General features: G+C 41.1%; 15 protein-coding genes and 2 riboswitches. All 15 genes read left to right on the forward strand.

Going from position 1 to position 20436, the window contains the following annotated elements:
• Positions 1-19 precede the first annotated feature (19 nt).
• The 15 genes from mnmG (at position 20) to MOMA_RS06410 (ending at position 20428) form a co-directional block, all read left to right on the forward strand.
• Positions 20-1903, forward strand: coding sequence for a tRNA uridine-5-carboxymethylaminomethyl(34) synthesis enzyme MnmG (gene mnmG / locus MOMA_RS06340; protein ID WP_009501660.1), 1884 nt, complete (start codon positions 20-22; stop codon positions 1901-1903).
• Positions 1904-1905: 2 nt separating this feature from the next.
• Positions 1906-2862, forward strand: coding sequence for an AEC family transporter (locus MOMA_RS06345; protein WP_009501661.1), 957 nt, complete (start codon positions 1906-1908; stop codon positions 2860-2862).
• Positions 2863-2899: 37 nt separating this feature from the next.
• The gene (locus MOMA_RS06350; protein WP_009501662.1) at positions 2900-3787 is read left to right on the forward strand and encodes an ABC transporter substrate-binding protein; all 888 of its coding nucleotides are present in this window, start codon (positions 2900-2902) and stop codon (positions 3785-3787) included.
• A gap of 470 nt (positions 3788-4257) precedes the next feature.
• The gene (locus MOMA_RS06355; protein ID WP_009501663.1) at positions 4258-5634 is read left to right on the forward strand and encodes a diaminobutyrate--2-oxoglutarate transaminase; all 1377 of its coding nucleotides are present in this window, start codon (positions 4258-4260) and stop codon (positions 5632-5634) included.
• A 105-nt stretch (positions 5635-5739) separates the two neighbouring features.
• On the forward strand, positions 5740-7299 hold the full coding sequence (locus MOMA_RS06360; RefSeq protein ID WP_009501664.1) for a pyridoxal phosphate-dependent decarboxylase family protein: 1560 nt from the start codon (positions 5740-5742) through the stop codon (positions 7297-7299).
• A gap of 132 nt (positions 7300-7431) precedes the next feature.
• Positions 7432-7576, forward strand: a riboswitch (glycine riboswitch).
• Positions 7577-7580: 4 nt separating this feature from the next.
• Positions 7581-7774: riboswitch (glycine riboswitch) on the forward strand.
• A 139-nt stretch (positions 7775-7913) separates the two neighbouring features.
• Positions 7914-9038: a glycine cleavage system aminomethyltransferase GcvT gene (gcvT, locus tag MOMA_RS06365; protein ID WP_009501665.1), complete on the forward strand. Its 1125-nt coding sequence runs from the start codon at positions 7914-7916 to the stop codon at positions 9036-9038.
• Positions 9039-9207: 169 nt separating this feature from the next.
• Complete coding sequence (locus MOMA_RS06370; RefSeq protein WP_009501666.1) at positions 9208-9588, forward strand: MliC family protein; 381 nt, start codon at positions 9208-9210, stop codon at positions 9586-9588.
• Positions 9589-9865: 277 nt separating this feature from the next.
• Entirely contained in the window at positions 9866-10246 is a 381-nt protein-coding gene (gene gcvH, locus MOMA_RS06375; protein WP_009501667.1) for a glycine cleavage system protein GcvH, read from the forward strand.
• A 139-nt stretch (positions 10247-10385) separates the two neighbouring features.
• Positions 10386-11108 (forward strand): nitroreductase family protein, encoded by a 723-nt coding sequence (locus tag MOMA_RS06380; protein ID WP_009501668.1) that lies wholly within the window; start codon positions 10386-10388, stop codon positions 11106-11108.
• A gap of 71 nt (positions 11109-11179) precedes the next feature.
• Positions 11180-14035 carry an aminomethyl-transferring glycine dehydrogenase gene (gcvP, locus tag MOMA_RS06385; protein WP_009501669.1) on the forward strand — a complete coding sequence of 952 codons (2856 nt, stop codon included), beginning with the start codon at positions 11180-11182 and terminating at the stop codon, positions 14033-14035.
• Between the two features lie 238 nt (positions 14036-14273).
• Complete coding sequence (locus tag MOMA_RS06390; RefSeq protein WP_009501670.1) at positions 14274-15857, forward strand: PIF1 family DEAD/DEAH box helicase; 1584 nt, start codon at positions 14274-14276, stop codon at positions 15855-15857.
• A gap of 137 nt (positions 15858-15994) precedes the next feature.
• On the forward strand, positions 15995-17611 hold the full coding sequence (gene sthA, locus MOMA_RS06395) for a Si-specific NAD(P)(+) transhydrogenase (RefSeq protein WP_009501671.1): 1617 nt from the start codon (positions 15995-15997) through the stop codon (positions 17609-17611).
• Between the two features lie 2 nt (positions 17612-17613).
• Complete coding sequence (gene rsmG, locus MOMA_RS06400; protein ID WP_009501672.1) at positions 17614-18288, forward strand: 16S rRNA (guanine(527)-N(7))-methyltransferase RsmG; 675 nt, start codon at positions 17614-17616, stop codon at positions 18286-18288.
• 124 nt (positions 18289-18412) lie between these two features.
• Positions 18413-19219, forward strand: coding sequence for a ParA family protein (locus tag MOMA_RS06405; protein WP_009501673.1), 807 nt, complete (start codon positions 18413-18415; stop codon positions 19217-19219).
• Between the two features lie 114 nt (positions 19220-19333).
• On the forward strand, positions 19334-20428 hold the full coding sequence (locus MOMA_RS06410; RefSeq protein WP_009501674.1) for a ParB/RepB/Spo0J family partition protein: 1095 nt from the start codon (positions 19334-19336) through the stop codon (positions 20426-20428).
• The last annotated feature ends 8 nt before the right edge of the window (positions 20429-20436 follow it).

Raw genomic sequence — 20436 nt, forward strand, 5'->3', positions numbered from 1 at the left:
AACACAAAGAGATAAAGCCATGAAATACCCAAAAATTTATGATGTCGTTGTTATTGGCGGTGGGCATGCAGGGACAGAAGCGGCACTTGCAGCAGCTCGCATGGGGCAACAAACCTTATTGCTTACGCATAATATTGAGACGCTTGGACAGATGTCATGCAACCCTGCTATTGGCGGTATTGGCAAGTCGCATTTGGTGCGTGAGGTTGATGCGTTGGGTGGGGCGATGGCACTTGCAACCGATCACGCTGGCATTCAATTTCGGGTGCTTAATCGTCGAAAAGGAGCAGCCGTTCGAGCAACGCGTGCTCAAGCTGATAGGTTATTGTACAAAGCATTTATTCGTAAAACCCTTGAAAATCAACATAATTTAGACATTTTTCAGCAAAATGTCGATGACATTGTGATTAAAAATGGCAAGGCGGTTGCGGTTCTTGCAGCTGGTATTGAGTTTGGTTGTGGGGCGGTGGTTTTAACTTCTGGTACGTTTTTGGGTGGGGTTATCCATATTGGACTAGAAAATTACCAAGGAGGCAGAGCTGGCGATCCGCCGTCAACTCGTTTAGCCAACAAACTGCGTGAACTAAACTTACCCGTTGGGCGACTAAAAACTGGCACACCGCCACGCATTGATGCACGCACCGTGGATTTTAGCAAAATGCAGGTACAGCCGGGCGATACGCCTTTGCCAGTGATGAGTTATGTGGGCTGCGTTGATATGCATCCGCGCCAAATTAATTGCCACATAACCCATACCAATGAACGTACCCATGATATTATCCGTTCTGGCCTTAGCCGATCGCCGATGTATTCAGGCGTGATTGAGGGCACAGGGCCGCGTTATTGTCCAAGCATTGAAGATAAAATTCACCGTTTTGCCGATAAAAACAGCCACCAGATTTTTATTGAGCCTGAGGGCTTAACCACGCATGAATTATACCCAAATGGTATTTCTACAAGTTTGCCTTTTGATATCCAATTGGCATTGGTGCGTTCAATGCAAGGGCTTGAAAACGCCCATATTTTGCGAGCAGGGTATGCAATTGAGTACGATTATTTTGACCCACAAGCTTTACACCCAACTTTGGAAACCAAAGCCATTGCCAATTTGTTTTTTGCAGGGCAAATCAACGGCACAACAGGCTATGAAGAAGCGGCTGCTCAAGGTTTATTGGCAGGGTTAAATGCAGGCTTGCGTACACAGGGCAAAAATGGTTGGACGCCACAGCGACACGAAGCTTATTTGGGGGTATTGGTGGACGATTTAATCACCAATGGCACAAAAGAGCCGTATCGTATGTTTACAAGCCGTGCTGAATATCGTCTGTTGTTGCGCGAGGACAATGCAGATGAACGTTTGACGGCCAAGGGGCGAGAATTGGGCTTAATTGATGATGTACGGTGGGCGAAATTTAACCAAAAACAAGACATGATCGCCAAGGAAACCGAGCGGTTAAAGGACTTATGGGCAACGCCAAATAATGAGATTGGCAAAACTTTTGTGTTAAACAATCCTGATGAAGTGTTAAGCAAAGAAAACAATGTGTTGGATTTGTTAAAACGGCCTAATATTACTTTTAAAGAAATTGCCAAATTAACGGATTCTAACGTAAGCGATGAAGTGGGCGAGCAGATTGAAATTCGCGTAAAATATCAAGGCTATATCGATCGGCAAGCCGACGAAATTGAACAGATGAAACGCTTAGAAAATACCGCCTTGCCACTTGATTTTGATTATACAAGCGTATCAGGGCTGTCTAATGAAATTGTGCAAAAATTATCGCACATTCGCCCTGCTACGCTTGGACAGGCCAGTAGAATCAGCGGTGTTACTCCGGCTGCACTAAGTTTGCTTGCAATGACCATCAAAAAACTCAAAAAACAACAAAAAATTAGCGATTAACCATGCTTGCTGCTATACTATTCGCCATCAACATCACCGCGCCCAATTTATTATTAATGGCGCTGGGGTTTTTGTTACAAAAAAAGGCGACGATTGACGCTGATTTTGTCAACATTGCATCCAAAATTGTATTTAATTATTGCTTGCCGTGTTTGTTGTTTTTTAGTGTGTTAAAAAGCGAAATTCATTTTGCCGAGCAGCTTAATTTACTGATTGCGGGCATTTTGGTAACCTTTGCGCTGTTTTTTATGGCGGAACTTTATGCCAAATTTTTTGTAAACGATGTGCGCGATAAAGGCGTGTTTGTGCAAGGCGTGTTTCGCTCCAATATGGGCATTATGGGGCTGGCGATGGTGGCGAGTGCTTACGGCGATAAGGGTTTGTCCATTGGCGCGGTGTATATGGGTGTGGTTACGATTTTGTACAATATTTTGGCGGTGATTACGCTGTCGCGCACCGATGTCAGTGCCAAAGGGTTTGCACAAAAAGCGCGCAATATGGGCAAAAAAATGGCGACCAATCCGCTGATTATTGCCCTTATTGCGGCGTTTGCGTATAAACTGTTAAATTTGCCAGAGTTGCCAGAATTTATCACCAAAACGGGCAAATTGTTGGCAAACATTGCCTTGCCGCTGGCGCTGATTTGTGCAGGGGCGTCCATTAATGCGCGCGCGATGTTGTCGCCGTCTGGCGTGTCTATGCAGGCGAGCATTGGGCGTGTGGTGATTGCACCCATTGCGGCGGTGGCGGCAGGTTTGGTGTTTGCACTTAACGCGGTGCAATTTGGCGTGCTGTTTATGATGGTGGCAAGCCCTGCGGCGGCCGCCAGTTACATTATGGCAAAATCTATGGGCGGTAACGATGTGTTGGCGGCAAATATTTTGGCCTTTACCACGGTGGCAAGCGTGATTGGCATGGGTGTGGGCATGGCGGTGTTGCGCACTTTGGGCTGGGTGTAACAATCATGCAATTTTTTTTACCAAATAGGAGTATTTTATGACAAAACTTAACATTGCACTAGAATGGTTTTTAAACCCCGACCATTTGCCGATGATTGCAGGCATTAAAACAGGCGCATATGCTAAAGCTGGGCTTGATGTCAACATGACCGCGCCCGATGACCACTACGACGGCTTTCACGCGCTAGAAAAAGGCGAAATTGACTTGCACACCAACGAGCCGCTGCATTTATTTGAGCATTATGCGCCCAATTTGCGCGCGCTGGGCTGCTTTTTTGCAACCGATGGCGGCATATTAATGCGTAAATCGTCTATGCATAAATTGCAAAGCGGCGAAACCATTAAAATTTGCACGCCGTCTGCTGCGCCCAAAACCAATAAAATCGGTTTTGAAATTTTGCGCCGTTATGCCAAAACACAAAACATTGAATTAAATTCTAGCAAGGTAGAATTTATAGAAATGGACTTTCATCATATTGATAATTTGCAAAACAATGCGCAATTAGATGGCGCGTGGTTGTGTTTTTATAATTTTGAAGGCGTAGAAGCTAAACATAAAGGTTTGGAATTTGTTTTTATTGACCAAAATAATACGCCTTATGCCAATTTTTCGGCATTGGAATTTATTACCACCGAGCAAATTTTAATAGAGAAAAAAGATGCCATAAAAACCTTTATTGAAATCACCAGCCAAATGGTAACCTTTTGCCAAAATAATCCCGACAAAGCCAAAGCAATCTATTATGACTATAGCGGTGAAGAACAAAGCGCATTAATGGATGCCATTATTGATGACACCTTGCCGCGGTTAATTAGCCCAATTAGTGCAGACAGTGCGCGCTGGCAAAAGGTGCGCGAAATGCTGGCGCAACTGGACATTGTAGCGCTGAGTGATGAAGAATATAAAGGGATTTTTGCGCATTAGTAAAAATTAGGTATAGAGTTTTTGTCAGATTGCCATTTGTCTTAAAAATAAATCCGTTTATCCCAAATGTAGTCGCAAGTTTAAAAAATGTTGGCTTTTTTAAAAAAATAGCGTATCATACGCCCGCACCAAAAAGCTAAAGTTTTAATATTGACAACAATTTAACATTTAATTTTACCAATAAAAAATTGCTAAAATTTCAAAAAAGGTCATTAAGATATAAGTTTTAGACAAAAAAGTGATAGCAAGTTTGCTGTTTTATTAAAAACAGATAACCCAATATCGGACTTATTTGTTGGAATAAGTTTGTCTGCCATTTTTATGCAACAATTGTTTGCTTGTTATCGTTTGGATAGCAAATTAAAACAAGCGTTTGTATAAATCTTAGAGCCTATGCTGTGCGTAGGTTTTTTGTGTCCGCCGGTTATTATCGGTATTTTTCTAACCCTTATCTGAGATGGTAATCTGATATGAGCGTTTCTCAAGTAATAAACAGCCCTGTAACTCCTATTTCTTCTGCAACAAATGCCTACTATCTTGATCGTCAAGACAAGATGGAATCTAACGTGCGCAGTTATCCACGAAAACTACCTCTTGCCATTGCTAAAGCGTACGGCTGCTGGGTAACTGATGTTGAGGGCAATGAATACCTTGACTGTTTGGCGGGTGCTGGCACGCTTGCCTTGGGGCATAATCACCCAGCTACAATTAATGCTATCAAAGATGTGTTAGACAGTGGCTTACCACTACATACGCTTGACATCACCACTTCAGTCAAAGATGCTTTTACTGAAAAATTATTGTCATTTTTTCCAGAAAATTTCGTTTTGCAGTTTTGTGGTCCAACGGGTGCAGATGGTACGGAAGCTGCGATTAAACTTGCCAAAACTTACACAGGACGCAGCAATGTAATTGCGTTTTCAGGTGGTTATCATGGCATGACTCACGGTGCGTTGGCAATGACAGGCAATTTATCGGCGAAAGAAAAAGTAGCAAATCTTATGCCTGGGGTACAATTTATGCCCTATCCGCATGAATACCGTTGTCCGTTGGGTATTGGCGGTGAGGCGGGTGTGGACGCGTTGACTTATTATTTTGAAAATTTTATTGAAGATGTGGAAAGTGGCGTGGTGAAACCTGCTGCTGTGATTTTAGAGGCGATTCAAGGCGAAGGCGGTGTTGTGCCTGCTCCCAAAAAATGGCTACAAAAAATCCGCGAAGTTACCGCACGTCATGACATTGTGTTGATTTTAGATGAAGTGCAAGCAGGATTTGCACGTTCTGGCAAAATGTTTGCTTTTGAACATGCCGAAATTATACCCGATGTGGTGGTGATGAGTAAGGCAGTTGGTGGTGGGTTGCCTTTGTGTGTGCTTGCTATCAATAAAAAATTTGATGCATGGTCGCCTGCAGGTCATACAGGCACCTTCCGTGGCAATCAGCTTGCAATGGCGGCCGGTTACAATGTGCTTGAAGAAATTATTAATCACAATTTGATAGAAAATTCACGCATTCAAGGTGAGTTTTTGCGCACTGAATTGAACAAAATCTCTGAAGAATTTGGCTGTATTGGTCATGTACGTGGACGTGGTCTTATGACTGGCATTGAGATTGTAGATGAACGTAAAAATGCGGATTGTATGGGATCATACCCTGCCGATGCCAAACTTGCCACTGCAATTCAACAAGCGTGTTTTAAGCACAAATTGCTCTTGGAGCGTGGTGGGCGTGGTGGTACAGTTGTTCGCTTGTTGTGTCCGATTACCATTACTCACGATGAATGCGTGCAGGTGATTGAGCGGTTTAAAAAGGCACTTGTTGATGCAATAAAAGCGGTGCGTGGCTAGTTGGTTGTGTTACGTTATTAGGATAAAATCATGTCAAACACTTACATGTCAAACACTTACATGTCAAACACTTACATGTCAAATTCTCACATGTCAAACACTCATATGTCAAACATTGAAAAACATCGTCAGGCTTTATTTTGTAACGATGTTCGATCCATTGGCGATTATGAAACGGCGATGCATACCGCCGTTCAAGCGGTCAGTGCTTGGCTAAAAAACGAAAAAATGTACCCAGGTGGTAGTATTAATGAGTTACGCCAAGCAATTGGTTTTTATCCAACCAAAGATGGTTTGGGGCTTGCTAAGGCGTTAGAACGGGCAATTGAGTTGTTTTTAAACAAAAGTTTAAAAGTTCATCATCCGCATTCGCTTGCTCATTTGCATTGTCCGACGATGGTAACCAGTCAAATTGCTGAAGTGTTAATCAATGCCACCAATCAGTCGATGGATTCTTGGGATCAATCCCCAGCAGGTTCATTGATGGAGGTGCAGCTGATCGATTGGTTATGTCAAAAAGTTGGTTTTGTTGATGGTGCAGCCGGTGTGTTTACTTCAGGAGGCACGCAGTCAAATTTGATGGGGGTGCTGCTTGCTCGTGATTGGTGCATTGCAAAAAATTGGCAAAACAACAATGGACAAGCATGGTCAGTACAGCGTGATGGTATTCCGCCAGATGCGATGCAAAGGGTAAAAGTCATTTGCTCCAAAAATGCCCATTTTAGCGTACAAAAAAATATGGCCATGATGGGTATGGGTTTTCAATCGGTTGTTAGTATTCCTGTCAATGCTAACGCCCAAATGGATACAGACGCTCTACAGCACACCATTGATACACTACAAAAAGATGGCAAAATCGTAGCATGCGTGGTGGCAACCGCTGGCACAACGGATGCAGGGGCGATTGATGATATTGTGGCGATTCGTCAAATCAGCAAAAATTGTGGTGCGTGGCTACACATTGATGCAGCTTGGGGCGGTGCGTTAATTTTATCAAACAATTACCGCGATAAACTAAAAGGCATTGAAACGGCGGATTCGGTAACACTTGATTTTCACAAGCATTATTTTCAAAGCATTTCGTGCGGTGCGTTTTTGTTAAAAGATAAAAACAATTACCGTTTTATGCACTATGAAGCCGAATATCTAAATTCATCGTATGACGAAGAGCACGGCGTACCAAATTTGGTGTCAAAATCATTACAAACCACTCGCCGTTTTGATGCGCTAAAACTGTGGCTAACAGTAGAGGCTTTGGGTGAGGATTTATACGGTTCAATGATTGATCATGGCGTGGATTTAACGCGTAAGGTGGCAGATTATATTCAAGCAACCGACGGCTTGGAGTTGCTTGTTTGTCCACAATTTGCCTCTGTGCTGTTTCGCGTGATACCAAAAGATTATCCTATTCATTTGATTGACAGTTTAAACCAAAACGTAGCAGATGAATTGTTTGCTCGTGGCGAGGCAAACATTGGCGTAACGCGTGTTGGCTATAAAGATTGTATGGGTAATCAACAAAATGTGCAATCTTTAAAAATGACGACTTTAAGTCCAATTGCAACCCTTGAGAATGTAAAAACCTTGTTAAATCAAGTCTTAGCAGAAGCCAATCGCATTAAAGACGATATCAAAAACGGCACTTATACACCGCCGATTGATTGACAATCAAGGCTTAAGCGTTTAAAAACCCTCTTGGCATAAGCAAAGAGCATAAGCAAGAGGGTTGATAACAGCATAAATTGCAACAAAATAACAAATCTTACTTGCTAAAAGCAAAAAAACCTAGCATAATAGCTGACAATTTCAGGAGAGTATGATGTTAGGCTTGTTTGGCAAAACAGTGGTTGTTTTGACAAAAATAGCCAAATTCACAATAAACATCATCACCGAAGGCGTAAAAACCCTATAATCGCTCAGGTAAATGGACTGAAATTGCATTTTAAAATGATAAATCTGGAGAGTGTGTTTTTTGTAAAAACACCACCGAAGGGGAAAAAACGACTTTTGACGGCTTAGCAAATTTACGTTGTTAGCCCATGTTACATATTATTCTATACTGCATTTTATTCTATGCTACATTTTATGTTGCGTGTCAAAATTCGTTGAAAATCTCAGGTAACAGGACAGATGGGGCACTGATTGATTTGATTAAAATCAGTCTACTGATTTGCAGGCTACTGTTGCAGACTTACTGTTTACAGGTTTACTGCTTGTTACAGGTTTACTGCTTGCAAAATTTTGCCCAATTTTTCCAAAAAAAACGCTAAGGATTTATCATGTCTGATTTACAATACACGCCGTTTTATCAATCTCACCTTGACAGCAATGGTAAAATCGTTGATTTTTCAGGTTTTGGCTTGCCTATTCATTATGGTTCACAAATTGCCGAACACGAAGCTGTGCGTAACGATGCAGGCATGTTTGATGTGTCGCACATGGTGGTAACCGATATCGTAGGCAATGATGCCAAATCTTGGTTGCAAAAATTACTAGCCAATGACATTGCCAAAGCAAAATCTGTGGGGAAGGCAATTTATTCAGCAATGTTAAATGATAATGGTGGCGTGATTGATGATTTAATTGCTTATCGCATGAATGAAGCAGAAACGCAATATCGCATTGTATCAAACGCTGCCACGCGCGAAAAAGATTTGGCACAGTTTCATAAAGTTGCGTTGGCATTTGGTGATGTAAAAATTACCGAGCGTCCAGAGCTTGCTATGCTTGCAGTGCAAGGTCCAAAAGCGGTTGAAAAATTAACAAAAGCCAAGCCACATTGGGCAGAAATTTTAAACGGTTTAAAACCGTTTGTTGGTAAAGATTTAAGTGAGATCGAGGCTAACGATTGGTTTGTTGCCAAAACAGGTTATACAGGCGAAGATGGCGTCGAGGTGATTTTGCCAGGAAGTCAGGCGAATGAATTTTTTGCTTTATTGAAACAACATGGTGTCATGCCAGCAGGTTTGGGTGCAAGAGACACGCTTCGTTTGGAGGCGGGTATGAACTTGTACGGCCATGAAATGAATGAAACCATTAATCCTTATGAATGTGGTATGGCGTGGACATTGGCAATAAAAGATGATCGCGATTTTGTTGGGCGTAAAGCCATGCAAGACAAACAAGCAAAAGCTGTTGCGGAGGGCACGGATGTCATGCAAGTAGGTTTGGTACTTGATGGCCGCGGTGTGTTGCGCGAGGGTATGGAAGTTACACTTGCCAATGGCAAAAAAGGCATAATTACAAGCGGTACATTTAGCCCCAGTTTAAAACAATCCATTGCCATTGCTCGTATTCCGACCACAACAGACACAACCGCCCATGTGGATATGCGTGGCAAAGCGACTGAAGTTTGCATTATTTCGTTACCGTTTGTTAGAAATGGTAAAAAACAGTTTTCTTAACCGTTTATCGGTGTTATGATAAACTTGAGTTGAGTGTTTTTTAATGATTTGTTTTTAATGATTTGTCATTGTAGTGATTTTTTAAAAAATGCAAAAAACACAAAAACACTTGGCTTGATGGTTAACGTTTACATTTACTTTACATTTACATTATTTAAAGGTATTGATTATGAAAAAACTACTTGCTTTAATTCCTGCAGTTATGGTTTTAACTGCTTGTAACACCAGTAATGTGGCACAACCAAGTCCATCACAAGTACAAGCGGTTTTGGCAAACTCACAAACATTTAAATGTGATAACAATGCTGAGGTGGTGTCTGTGATCACACAACGTGATGGCGTAAATTACGCAAATATCCAAATCACCGCCCCAACGTTAAGCCTAAACCAAGCACCTGTGCAACTAAAACAAGACGTAGCAGCCTCTGGCAACCGTTTTACTGTATCAAACAGCACTGTTGGTTATGATTGGCATGTAAAAGGTGGCGAAGCGGCATTAACCGTAACTTCACAAGGTCAAGAAATTAACTTTGGCTGTATGGCTCAATAATTTTTTAATTGACATTTTTTAATTGATGTTTAGATTGTAATTGATGTTTAGATTGTAATTGATGTTTAGATTGTAATTGATGTTTTAAGTTATACTATATCTATTAAAAATATCTATTAAAATTTTGTTAAAAATGTGGTTGGTAAAACAAGTTGGTAAAACAATGTGCTTATCAATCACATTTTTTTGATGAATGAATGTTTTATTAATTTTATTGTGTAATATTTTTATTACTTATAATTTTTACCACTTATAATTTTATAAAAGGAATGACGCTATGAGCAACACCCCTGCTGATTTAAAATATGTCGCAAGCCACGAATGGTTACGCCAAGAATCTGACGGCGTAATTACAGTTGGTATTACCCACCATGCCCAAGATTTGCTTGGTGATGTGGTTTATATTGAATTGCCAGAAGTTGGTACAAATGTTGAAGTGGATGCTGAAATTGCGGTTGTTGAATCAGTAAAAGCAGCCTCAGATGTGTATGCACCGATTGCAGGTGAGATTGTTGAGATAAACGATGCCTTGGTTGATACACCAGAAATTGTAAATTCTGATCCGTATGGCGAGGGTTGGTTCTTTAAAATTAAACCAACCAATGCAAGCGATTATGATGGCTTAATGGATGCAGATGAATATTTGGATTCAATCTAAATTGATTCATTGTTCTATGTGGTTTATTGTTAACTTGCACTTAACTTACAAATTAACTACAAATTAGTATTGCAGTTAAATGCTATTGTTAAATACTGGTAAAGTTAAATACTGGCAGTAAAGCGACTGGAGAAAAAGGGTGAAAATTACCGATCCAACACAAGTTAATTTTTATGACGTTATTACCAGTCGTCGTTCGGTGCGACGTTTTACCGATACGCCGATACCCAATGAAGTGATCGATGCGTGTTTGGATATGGCGATGCTTGCTCCAAACTCCAGTAATTTACAGCCGTGGGCGTTTTATGTGATTGAAACGCCTCACGTTCATCAAAAAGTCGTTAAATATTGCATGAATCAAAACGCTGCTCGCACGGCTAAGTGCTTGATTGTGTGCGTGGCTCGTGGTGATACTTGGCGACAAAACTCTCAAGACAACATAAAATATTATCCCGTCAAACCTGTACCAAAAGCGGTCAAAAATTATTATGGCAAACTTATGCCCTTTGGTTTTAGTTTAGGCAAATTTAACGCGTTTGTTCCTGCAAAATGGGCACTCACCCAAGCTGTGCGCCAAGTACGCGGTGCGTTTATTGATCCTATGTACAGCCAAGCTGATGTTAAAAATTGGGCATTGATCAGTACGTCTTTGGCTTGCCAAAATTTGATGTTGGCGTTTCGATCGTTTGGTTTTGATACTTGTCCGATGGGCGGTTTTGATGAAGGTAAATTAAAAAAATTATTAAAATTAAATGAACATCAATACGTCTGTATGGTATTGGCTGTGGGTGAGCGCGATAGCTCGGGCATTTATAGCGAGCAATATCGTTTTGATAAAAAGCGTTTTGTGATTAAAGTTTAGTTTGGTCTAAACTTGGTTCAAATAGCCACGATAACTTAAACTATTTTAAACCTTAATGAAAAGGAAATTTTATGAGTCAAGATTTTAAAACCTTTACTGATGTATTTAATCACGGCGAATTTATCAATCGTCATATTGGCATTGATGAAAGCGAAAAACAAGCCTTGCTAAAGGCTGTTGGTGCAAAAGATATGGCAGATTTTATCAGTCAAACCGTTCCTGCGTCGGTAAAACTTGGCAATGATTTAGACTTGCCAAACAGCATGCCTGAACATGAAGCCCTTGCCAAATTGCGTAAGATGGCAGATGACATAACGGTAAATCGCAGTTACATCGGGCTTGGTTATTATCCAACGCGCGTGCCTGCTGTCATTGCTCGTAATGTATTGGAAAACCCCGGTTGGTATACCGCCTACACGCCTTACCAAGCAGAAATTGCTCAAGGGCGTCTTGAAGCTTTGCTAAATTTTCAGCAAATGTGTATTGATTTGTCGGGTTTAGAATTTGCAGGTGCATCATTATTAGATGAAGCTACCGCTGCCGCCGAAGCAATGGCAATGGCAAAACGTGTTAGCAAAAACAAATCCAATCAATTTTTTGTAGACAGCCGTATTTTTCCACAGACTTTAGATGTTATTCGCACGCGTGCCAAATATTTTGGTTTTGACGTGATAGTGGGTGATTTTGATGTGGCAAAAAAAGGTGATTTTTTTGGAGCGATTTTTCAATACGTTGGCAAAGACGGCGATGTTGTTGATTTAACAGAGATTATTGCCACTGTAAAAGCCAACGGTGCACAAGCCATTGTGGCAGCGGACGTGATGAGCCTTGTGTTGTTAAAATCACCTGCGGATATGGGGGCAGATGTGGCACTTGGTAATACGCAACGTTTTGGTGTGCCGATGGGTTTTGGTGGGCCACACGCTGCGTATTTTGCTTTTAGCGACAGTGCCAAACGTTCTGCTCCTGGGCGCATTATTGGCGTTTCGGTAGACGCCCAAGGCAAGCCTGCATTGCGTATGGCATTACAAACGCGTGAACAGCACATTCGTCGTGAAAAAGCCAATTCAAACATTTGCACCTCGCAAGTTTTGCTTGCCAATATGGCAGGCATGTATGCAGTTTATCATGGAGCAAAAGGGGTTGCGCGTATTGCAACTCGCATTCATGCACTGGCAACTGCGTTTGCACAGGCGGTTAAAACGGCAGGGTTAACCGTGGTTTACGATCAATTTTTTGACACGGTTTTGGTAAAAACTGATAACGCAGGTTTCATTTACCAATCTGCGTTAGACAAAGGCATTAATTTACGTCAAGTAGATGGTGAGCATTTGGCGGTTGCATTTAGTGAAGTAAGCGATGAGCAAGATTTTGCCGATTTGACCGAAATTTTTACAGGTAAGCCGGTAAAACTTGGTGAGTTAACAATTTCACTTAAGGCCAATTTGTTGCGCAAAGATAAAATTTTAACCCACCCTGTGTTTAACCGCTATCATACCGAACACGAAATGTTGCGCTACTTAAAAAAACTGGAAAACAAAGATTTGGCAATGAATCATAGCATGATTTCACTTGGTTCTTGTACCATGAAATTAAACGCAACCAGTGAAATGTTGCCAATTACTTGGAATGAATTTGCCAATGTGCACCCTTTTGCACCGCGCGAACAAGTTGGCGGTTATTTGGCAATGATTGAGGGTTTACAAGAGCAGCTAAAAGCAATCACAGGTTTTGATGCGATCAGCATGCAACCAAATTCAGGTGCCTCTGGTGAATATGCAGGGTTGCTTGCTATCCGCCGTTATCACGAAAGTTTGGGGCAAACTTGTCGTAACATTTGTTTAATTCCGCGCTCAGCACACGGCACAAACCCAGCAACCGCTCAAATGATGGGTATGCAAGTGGTTGTGGTTGCAACCGATGAGTTTGGCAATGTGGATATTGCAGATTTGACTGCCAAAGCCGAACAACATTCAGCCAATTTGGGTGCGCTTATGATTACTTACCCATCGACGCATGGTGTGTTTGAAGAGGGAATTCGTGATATTTGCGATCTGATTCACAAGCACGGCGGTCAAGTGTATATGGACGGTGCAAATATGAACGCCCAAGTTGCAATGATGCAACCTGCGGATGTGGGGGCAGATGTGTTGCATATGAATTTACACAAAACGTTTTGCATTCCACACGGTGGCGGTGGCCCTGGTATGGGTCCAATTGGCATGAAAGCACACCTTGCACCGTTTATTGCCAATCACAGTGTTGCTCCTGTGCCAAACGCCCAAAATGATATGACGGCAGTGGCGGCAGCTCCATTTGGTTCGGCGAGTATTTTGCCAATTTCGTGGATGTATATCACCATGATGGGTAAAGACGGCTTAAAACAAGCGACTGAAAGTGCGTTGTTAAATGCCAATTACATAGCCACTCAGCTAAAAGACGATTATCCTGTACTGTATACTGGCAAAAATGGCCGTGTTGCTCATGAATGTATCATTGACATTCGTCCATTAAAACACGAAACAGGCATTACCGAGGTAGACATTGCCAAACGCTTGATGGATTATGGTTTTCACGCACCGACCATGTCATTTCCAGTGGCAGGTACGCTTATGATTGAACCGACCGAAAGTGAGAGCAAAGAAGAACTTGACCGCTTTATTTTGGCATTAAAACAAATCAAAATAGAGGCAATGAAAGTCAAAAATGGTGAATGGCCAACCGATGACAATCCGCTTGTTAACGCACCCCACACCGCTCAAGTGGTACTCGGTGAGTGGAATCGCAGTTATAGCCGTGAAGTGGCCGCCTATCCATTAGATTATATCCGCGACAATAAATTTTGGCCAAGCGTTAGCCGTGTCGATGATGTGTACGGTGATAAGAATTTGATTTGTTCTTGTCCAAGCATGGAAAATTATGAATGATTGTCAATTTTTTGTCATTTAACATTGTCATTTAACATTGTCATTTAATGCTAATTAATCATTAAAAACCGTCTAAAATTGTAGGCGGTTTTTATTTTTTACCGTATGACTTTGTTTTTTTGTAGCCTAGCCTAGTGTAAACAGAATAATTTTGTTATAGTAGTCATATTTTTAGCCAAATTTTGACAAATGACACATGATATCTGGCAACATATGATATCTATTAACAGACGCACCTATGAAACAATCCACGGCACTTGATATCTTAAAAACAGGCAAAAATGTCTTTTTAACAGGCTCGGCAGGAGCGGGAAAAACCTACACCATTAACCAATATTTACACTATCTGCGCGCCAGAGGCGTTGCTGTTGCTGTTACCGCCAGTACAGGCATTGCATCTACGCATATGAACGGTATGACCATTCATAGCTGGGCGGGAATTGGCATTTTATATGAATTAACCACTAAAGATTTGCTTCGTATCAAAAGCAGACCACAACTTGTTGATCGAATACAGCGCACTCAAGTATTGGTGATTGATGAAATTTCTATGTTGCATCTGAAACAATTTGACATGATTAATCAAGTACTACGCCTGATCAAAGAAAATGAACAGCCTTTCGGTGGCGTGCAGTTGTTAGTAGCGGGAGATTTTTTTCAGTTGCCTCCCATTGGCAATCCAAGCGAAAGCAACCGTGATAAATTTGCTTTTATGTCGCAGTCTTGGCTCGATGCTGATTTTCAAGTGTGTTATTTGAGCGAACAGCACCGTCAGGTTGTTGCTGAAAATCAGGCTGATAACAACCGCTATTTTGGTTTGGATTTGAACGATATTTTGAACCAAATTCGTCGTCAGCAGTTTAGCGAAAATACCATGTTGGCATTGCAAGCCACCAAAAATCATACGTTAAACCAAAGTCGCACGCGGCTTTATACGCACAATATCAATGTGCAAAATATTAACGAACAAGAGTTGGCAAAATTAAACACAAAATCACACCTTTATGTCAGTTACGGCGAGGGCGATGAAAAACTTCTAGAAAGCCTTAAAAAATCAGTGCGTAACACGCCTGAATTGACCCTAAAAATTGGAGCAAAGGTGATGTTTATCAAAAACAATGCCGATTTAAACGTGTCAAATGGTACCATGGGGATAATTGTGGATTTTCAGCCGATTGTAGAAAAAGACCATGATGATGAAGATGATGCCACTCAAGATACAACAACCAAAGATCCAACAACCAAAGATACAAAAACTCAAGAAAAAGATGACGATCAAAACAAACAGTTATTCCCCGTGGTGCAGCTAAATGATGGACGTCAAGTGGTAGCCGTGTATGATGTATGGAAAGTGGAAAACGAAGATGGTGAAATTTTGGCAGCTTATTATCACATTCCGCTTACCTTGGCATGGGCAATTACCATTCACAAAAGCCAAGGCATGACCTTGGACAGTGCCGAAATTAACCTAAGCAGAACTTTTGAAAAAGGACAAGGTTATGTGGCCTTATCACGCCTAAAGCAATTATCAAGTTTGCAGTTGCTGGGCATTAATGAGCTTAGTTTACAGCTTGATCCATTGGCACGCGGAGCGGATAAGCGTTTTATTGAGTTGTCTTATGAACTTGAGCAAACCTTTTTGCAAAAAAATGCCAAAAAATTGCAAGCATTGCACGATGCCTTTATTTTAAAAAGTCGCGGTACGCTAAATCCAAAAAAAATCCATGCCTATGAAAAACGCATTGAACAAAAAGAACAGGCCTTAAAACGCAAAATCTACTTAGTTGGTAAAAAAAGTGCAGATATAGAACCTAAAAAATGAGACACAGCAAAAATAAACTGTGTTTTGTGGGATAAACTGTTATAATACCGCCTTGTTATCAATTGTTAAATTTTAAGGCATTGAGTTTTAACAACCACACAAAAAATCAAGAGAGCAACAAATCAAGAGAAAAAACCATGGCAAAACCCAAAAAGAGTGCTGAAAAAAACACCAGTACAGCCCAAAACGTAACTGATGAGATGCTAAAAAAAACCGTGTCTGAGTCGGATATGCAAGCAAACACCGTAAGCATTAGTGAAGATGACAAGCACAATCACTTTGATGACGTGTCAAAACATTTTGATTTGATCAGTCCGCTTGACAGTACGCGCATTAATGTCAAACGTTATAAGCACACAGATTTTGCAGGGCATAGCTATGACTATGATGCGGTGGTAATTGGTGCAGGGCCTGCAGGCGAGGCGGCTGCGATGAAAATTGCCAAATCCGGACAAAAAGTGGCCGTGATTGATCCACGCAAACAAGTGGGTGGCAACTGTACGCATGTTGGTACAATTCCAAGCAAGGCATTGCGTCAGTCAGTATTTAACATTTTAAGCAATCGCCGCGATCCGGTACTCAATAAAAGCGTGGATTATAATTTAATTCCACTAAACAAAATATTAACAAAAGCTCGTGATGTGGTGCGATCGCAAGTGGATACACACACGCGTTTTTATGAACGCAATCGCATTGATTTGATTAATGGTTGGGCAAGTTTTAAAGATTGTCATACGATTGTTGTGGATATGAATGATGGCACGCAACAAGAGATTAGTTTTTATAAGGCAATTATTGCTGTAGGCAGTCGGCCGTATCGTCCTGATTTTTTGGAATTTGAACATCCGCGCGTGTTTGATTCGGATCAAATTTTGCAAATGGATTATGTCATTTCGCGCATTATTATTTACGGTGCTGGCGTGATTGGTTGTGAATATGCGTCCATTTTTACAGGGCTTGGTTATAAAGTGGATTTGATTAACACACAAAACCAATTGTTAAGCTATCTTGATGATGAAATTTCAGACGCTTTGTCGCATGACTTTCGCCAATTTGGGGTATTAATTCGTAACAATGAAGAAATTGATCGTTTAGAAACGTTTGATGACTGTGTGATTTTGCATTTAAAATCAGGCAAAAAAATTAAATCCGATGCGCTGTTATGGTGCAATGGCCGTTCTGGCAACACTGACAGTTTAAACCTTTCTGGCATTGGGCTTGAAGCCAATAAACGCGGTCAATTAAGCGTGAATGAATTTTACCAAACCAGCGTTGACAACATTTATGCAGCAGGCGATGTGATTGGGTGGCCATCATTGGCATCGGCCGCTTATGATCAAGGGCGTTATGCAGCTGCCCACATGGTTGGCGATGAAAATGCGATGCCTGTGCGCAGCGTGCCAACGGGTATTTATACCATTCCTGAAATTTCCAGTATTGGTAAAAATGAAAAAGAACTCACCGAAGAAAAAATTCCATACGAAGTGGGGCAGGCGTTTTTTAAACATTTGGCTCGTGCTCAAATTGTTGGTGAACGCAGCGGCGTGTTAAAAATCTTATTTCACCGCGAAACGCTACAAATTTTAGGCATACATTGTTATGGCAATCAAGCATCGGAAATTATTCACATCGGTCAGGCGGTGATGTTGCTTGGCGGAACGCTTGAGTATTTTGTGAATACCACGTTTAACTATCCAACCATGGCAGAGGCCTACCGCGTGGCGGCGTTAAATGGTTTAAATCGGGTGTTTTAATCATGTTAATTGTTGATAACAACTACCAAATTGATAATAGCTACCAAATTGATAACAACTACCAAAAATTATTACCAAAACTACAAGCTGGTTTGGCACAATTAAACCTTACATTGTCAATACAGCAACAAACACAGCTTCTGTATTATTTACAACAATTGCTGTTTTGGAATAAAGCCTACAACTTAACGGCGATTAAACAGCCCGAGGTTGCACTGGTCAAACATATTTTAGACAGCCTAGGTATTCTACCGTATTTGCCTACAGGACGGCTTTTGGATATTGGTACAGGGGCGGGTTTGCCAGCGGTGGTGGTTGCAATTTGCCAGCCAGATCGTTTCGTAACCGCCCTGGACAGCAATGGTAAAAAGGTGCGTTTTATCAAACAAATCAGCAGCGAACTTGGTTTAAAAAATCTCAATCCAGTTGCCTTACGCATTGAAGAGCATACAGATACATATGATGTCATTACCTCCAGAGCGTTTGCATCACTTGAGGATTTTGTGGCATTGGGAGCGGACAATTTGGCGGTCAACGGCGAGTTTTTGGCAATGAAAGGTGTTTTACCAACCGATGAATTGGCACAATTAAACACTGCTTGGCAAATTTTGGTAACCGAGTTAAACATACCGTTTTTAGATGAAGAGCGGCATTTGATCCGTTTGACGCGGCGGTAACATTTATCAATCATCTTAAGATAAGTTTTAAAAATCATTTAAAAAATAACGTTAAAACATATCAACGAAAAAACATATCAACGAAAAATATCAACTCAACGAAAAAATATCAACGAGAAACAACATGGATATTTTAGCAATTGCAAATCAAAAAGGCGGTGTTGGCAAAACGACAACCGCGGTAAATCTTGCTGGTGCATTGGCAAAAAAACGCAAAAAAGTACTGTTAATTGATCTTGACGCTCAAGGTAACGCAACCACAGCATCAGGGCTTGATAAACGTGAACTAAACCACAACATTGCTGATGTGTTGCTAGATGACATACCGCTATTTGATGCAATTGTCAAATCATCAGCAGGCTATGATGTGGTAGGGGCAAATGGGGATTTATCAGGCATCGATTTGTCTTTAAGTCAACTTGACAACAATCATGCCTTGCTTGCGACAGCGATACAAGCCTTAAAAATGCAAATGCAAACTCAAAATTTGGCAAAAAACAGCCGAATTCAAAAAAACTATGATTTTGTGGTGATCGATTGTGCACCCAGTTTAAGTTTATTGACCATCAATGCGATGTGTGCAACAAATGGGGTGATTATTCCGATGCAATGTGAGTATTTTGCTTTGGAGGGGCTTGCGGATTTGTCGTTAACCATTGAACGTTTGACTGAACTAAACCCAAATTTGCACATTCGTGGGGTATTGCGTACCATGTTTGACTCGCGCAATACCCTTGCCAATGATGTGTCGCGTGAATTAAAGCAACATTTTGGCGATATTTTGTTTAACACCATCATTCCGCGCAACATACGCCTGGCAGAAGCTCCAGCTTACGGTATGTCCGTGCTTGATTATGAATCCGGATCTACAGGGGCTTATGCTTATACCAAACTTGCCAATGAAATTATCAAACAAAACCAACAGGTGTAACCATAATATAAGGTTTATGTAGTAAAAATTGCATAAAATATTTTATTGTTTGTTAATAATCTGTTAAAATACCGCGTTTAAAACTCGTTTTGTTTTTCACACAGGTACAATCAAATGGTAAAAAAACGTGGGTTGGCAACCAATCGCGGACTCGATGCTTTATTGGGTTCAATCAAAAAAGAAACATTGATTGCAAATACGCTTGCTGACACGTCTGTTGTGCCTGATGCTTCCGCACCTGATACTTGTGTGTCTGATATTTCTGCACCTGTGGAAAAAACCACTTCTATTAAAAAAGTTAAACCAATTTCACCACAATCAGTTTTACCACAGCCAATTGCACAAATTAATCAACTTGTAGAAAATGACAAAACAGCGACTGATTTGGACGGTTTTAATTTAGACGGTTTAAACCTGCTACACATTGATGTAGGGCGGCTACAACGTGGCAAATATCAACCGCGCATTAATCTTGGCGAAGATGCCTTACAGGAGTTGGCAACCTCTATCAAACAGCACGGTGTCATGCAACCGATTGTTATTCGACCCTTAGCTATCCCAAACCAACAAATTACCCATGAAATTATTGCAGGTGAACGCCGTTGGCGAGCGGCACAAATTGCAGGTTTAAGTCAAATTCCTGCGATTTTGCGTCCAATTTCTGACGATTTGGCAATTGCATTGGCATTGATCGAAAACATTCAGCGCGAAGATTTGACCGTGATGGAGCAGGCGGTGGCTTTACAACGTTTTCACGATGAGTTTGGTATGAGTCATGCTCAAATTGCAGATGTGGTGGGCAAAGCACGAGCCACTGTGTCAAATTTACTACGCTTAAATCAATTGCACGATGATGTCAAACAGGCATTAAATCAAGGCTATATTGACATGGGGCATGCCAGAGCATTGTTATCATTGTCAGCACCCCAGCAGCCCTTAATTGCCAAACGCATCGTACAAGAACAATTAACCGTGCGCCAAACTGAAACCTTGGTAAAAGACATTCTTGATCCAAAACAAACAGACAAACCAAGCAAAGAAATTGATTATGACCGTTTACGCTTAAATCAGCAGTTATCCGAACAACTGGGTGCATTGGTAAAAATCAAAGGTTCATCGACAGGCAAGGGCAGTATTGAAATTTTCTTTCACAGTGAAGATGAATTAACAACTTTAATTGAACAATTGCAAGGGCGATTGGACGAATAACACAGTCG

The organism is Moraxella macacae 0408225, assembly GCF_000320365.1.
In the GTDB taxonomy this organism is placed as follows: domain Bacteria; phylum Pseudomonadota; class Gammaproteobacteria; order Pseudomonadales; family Moraxellaceae; genus Faucicola; species Faucicola macacae.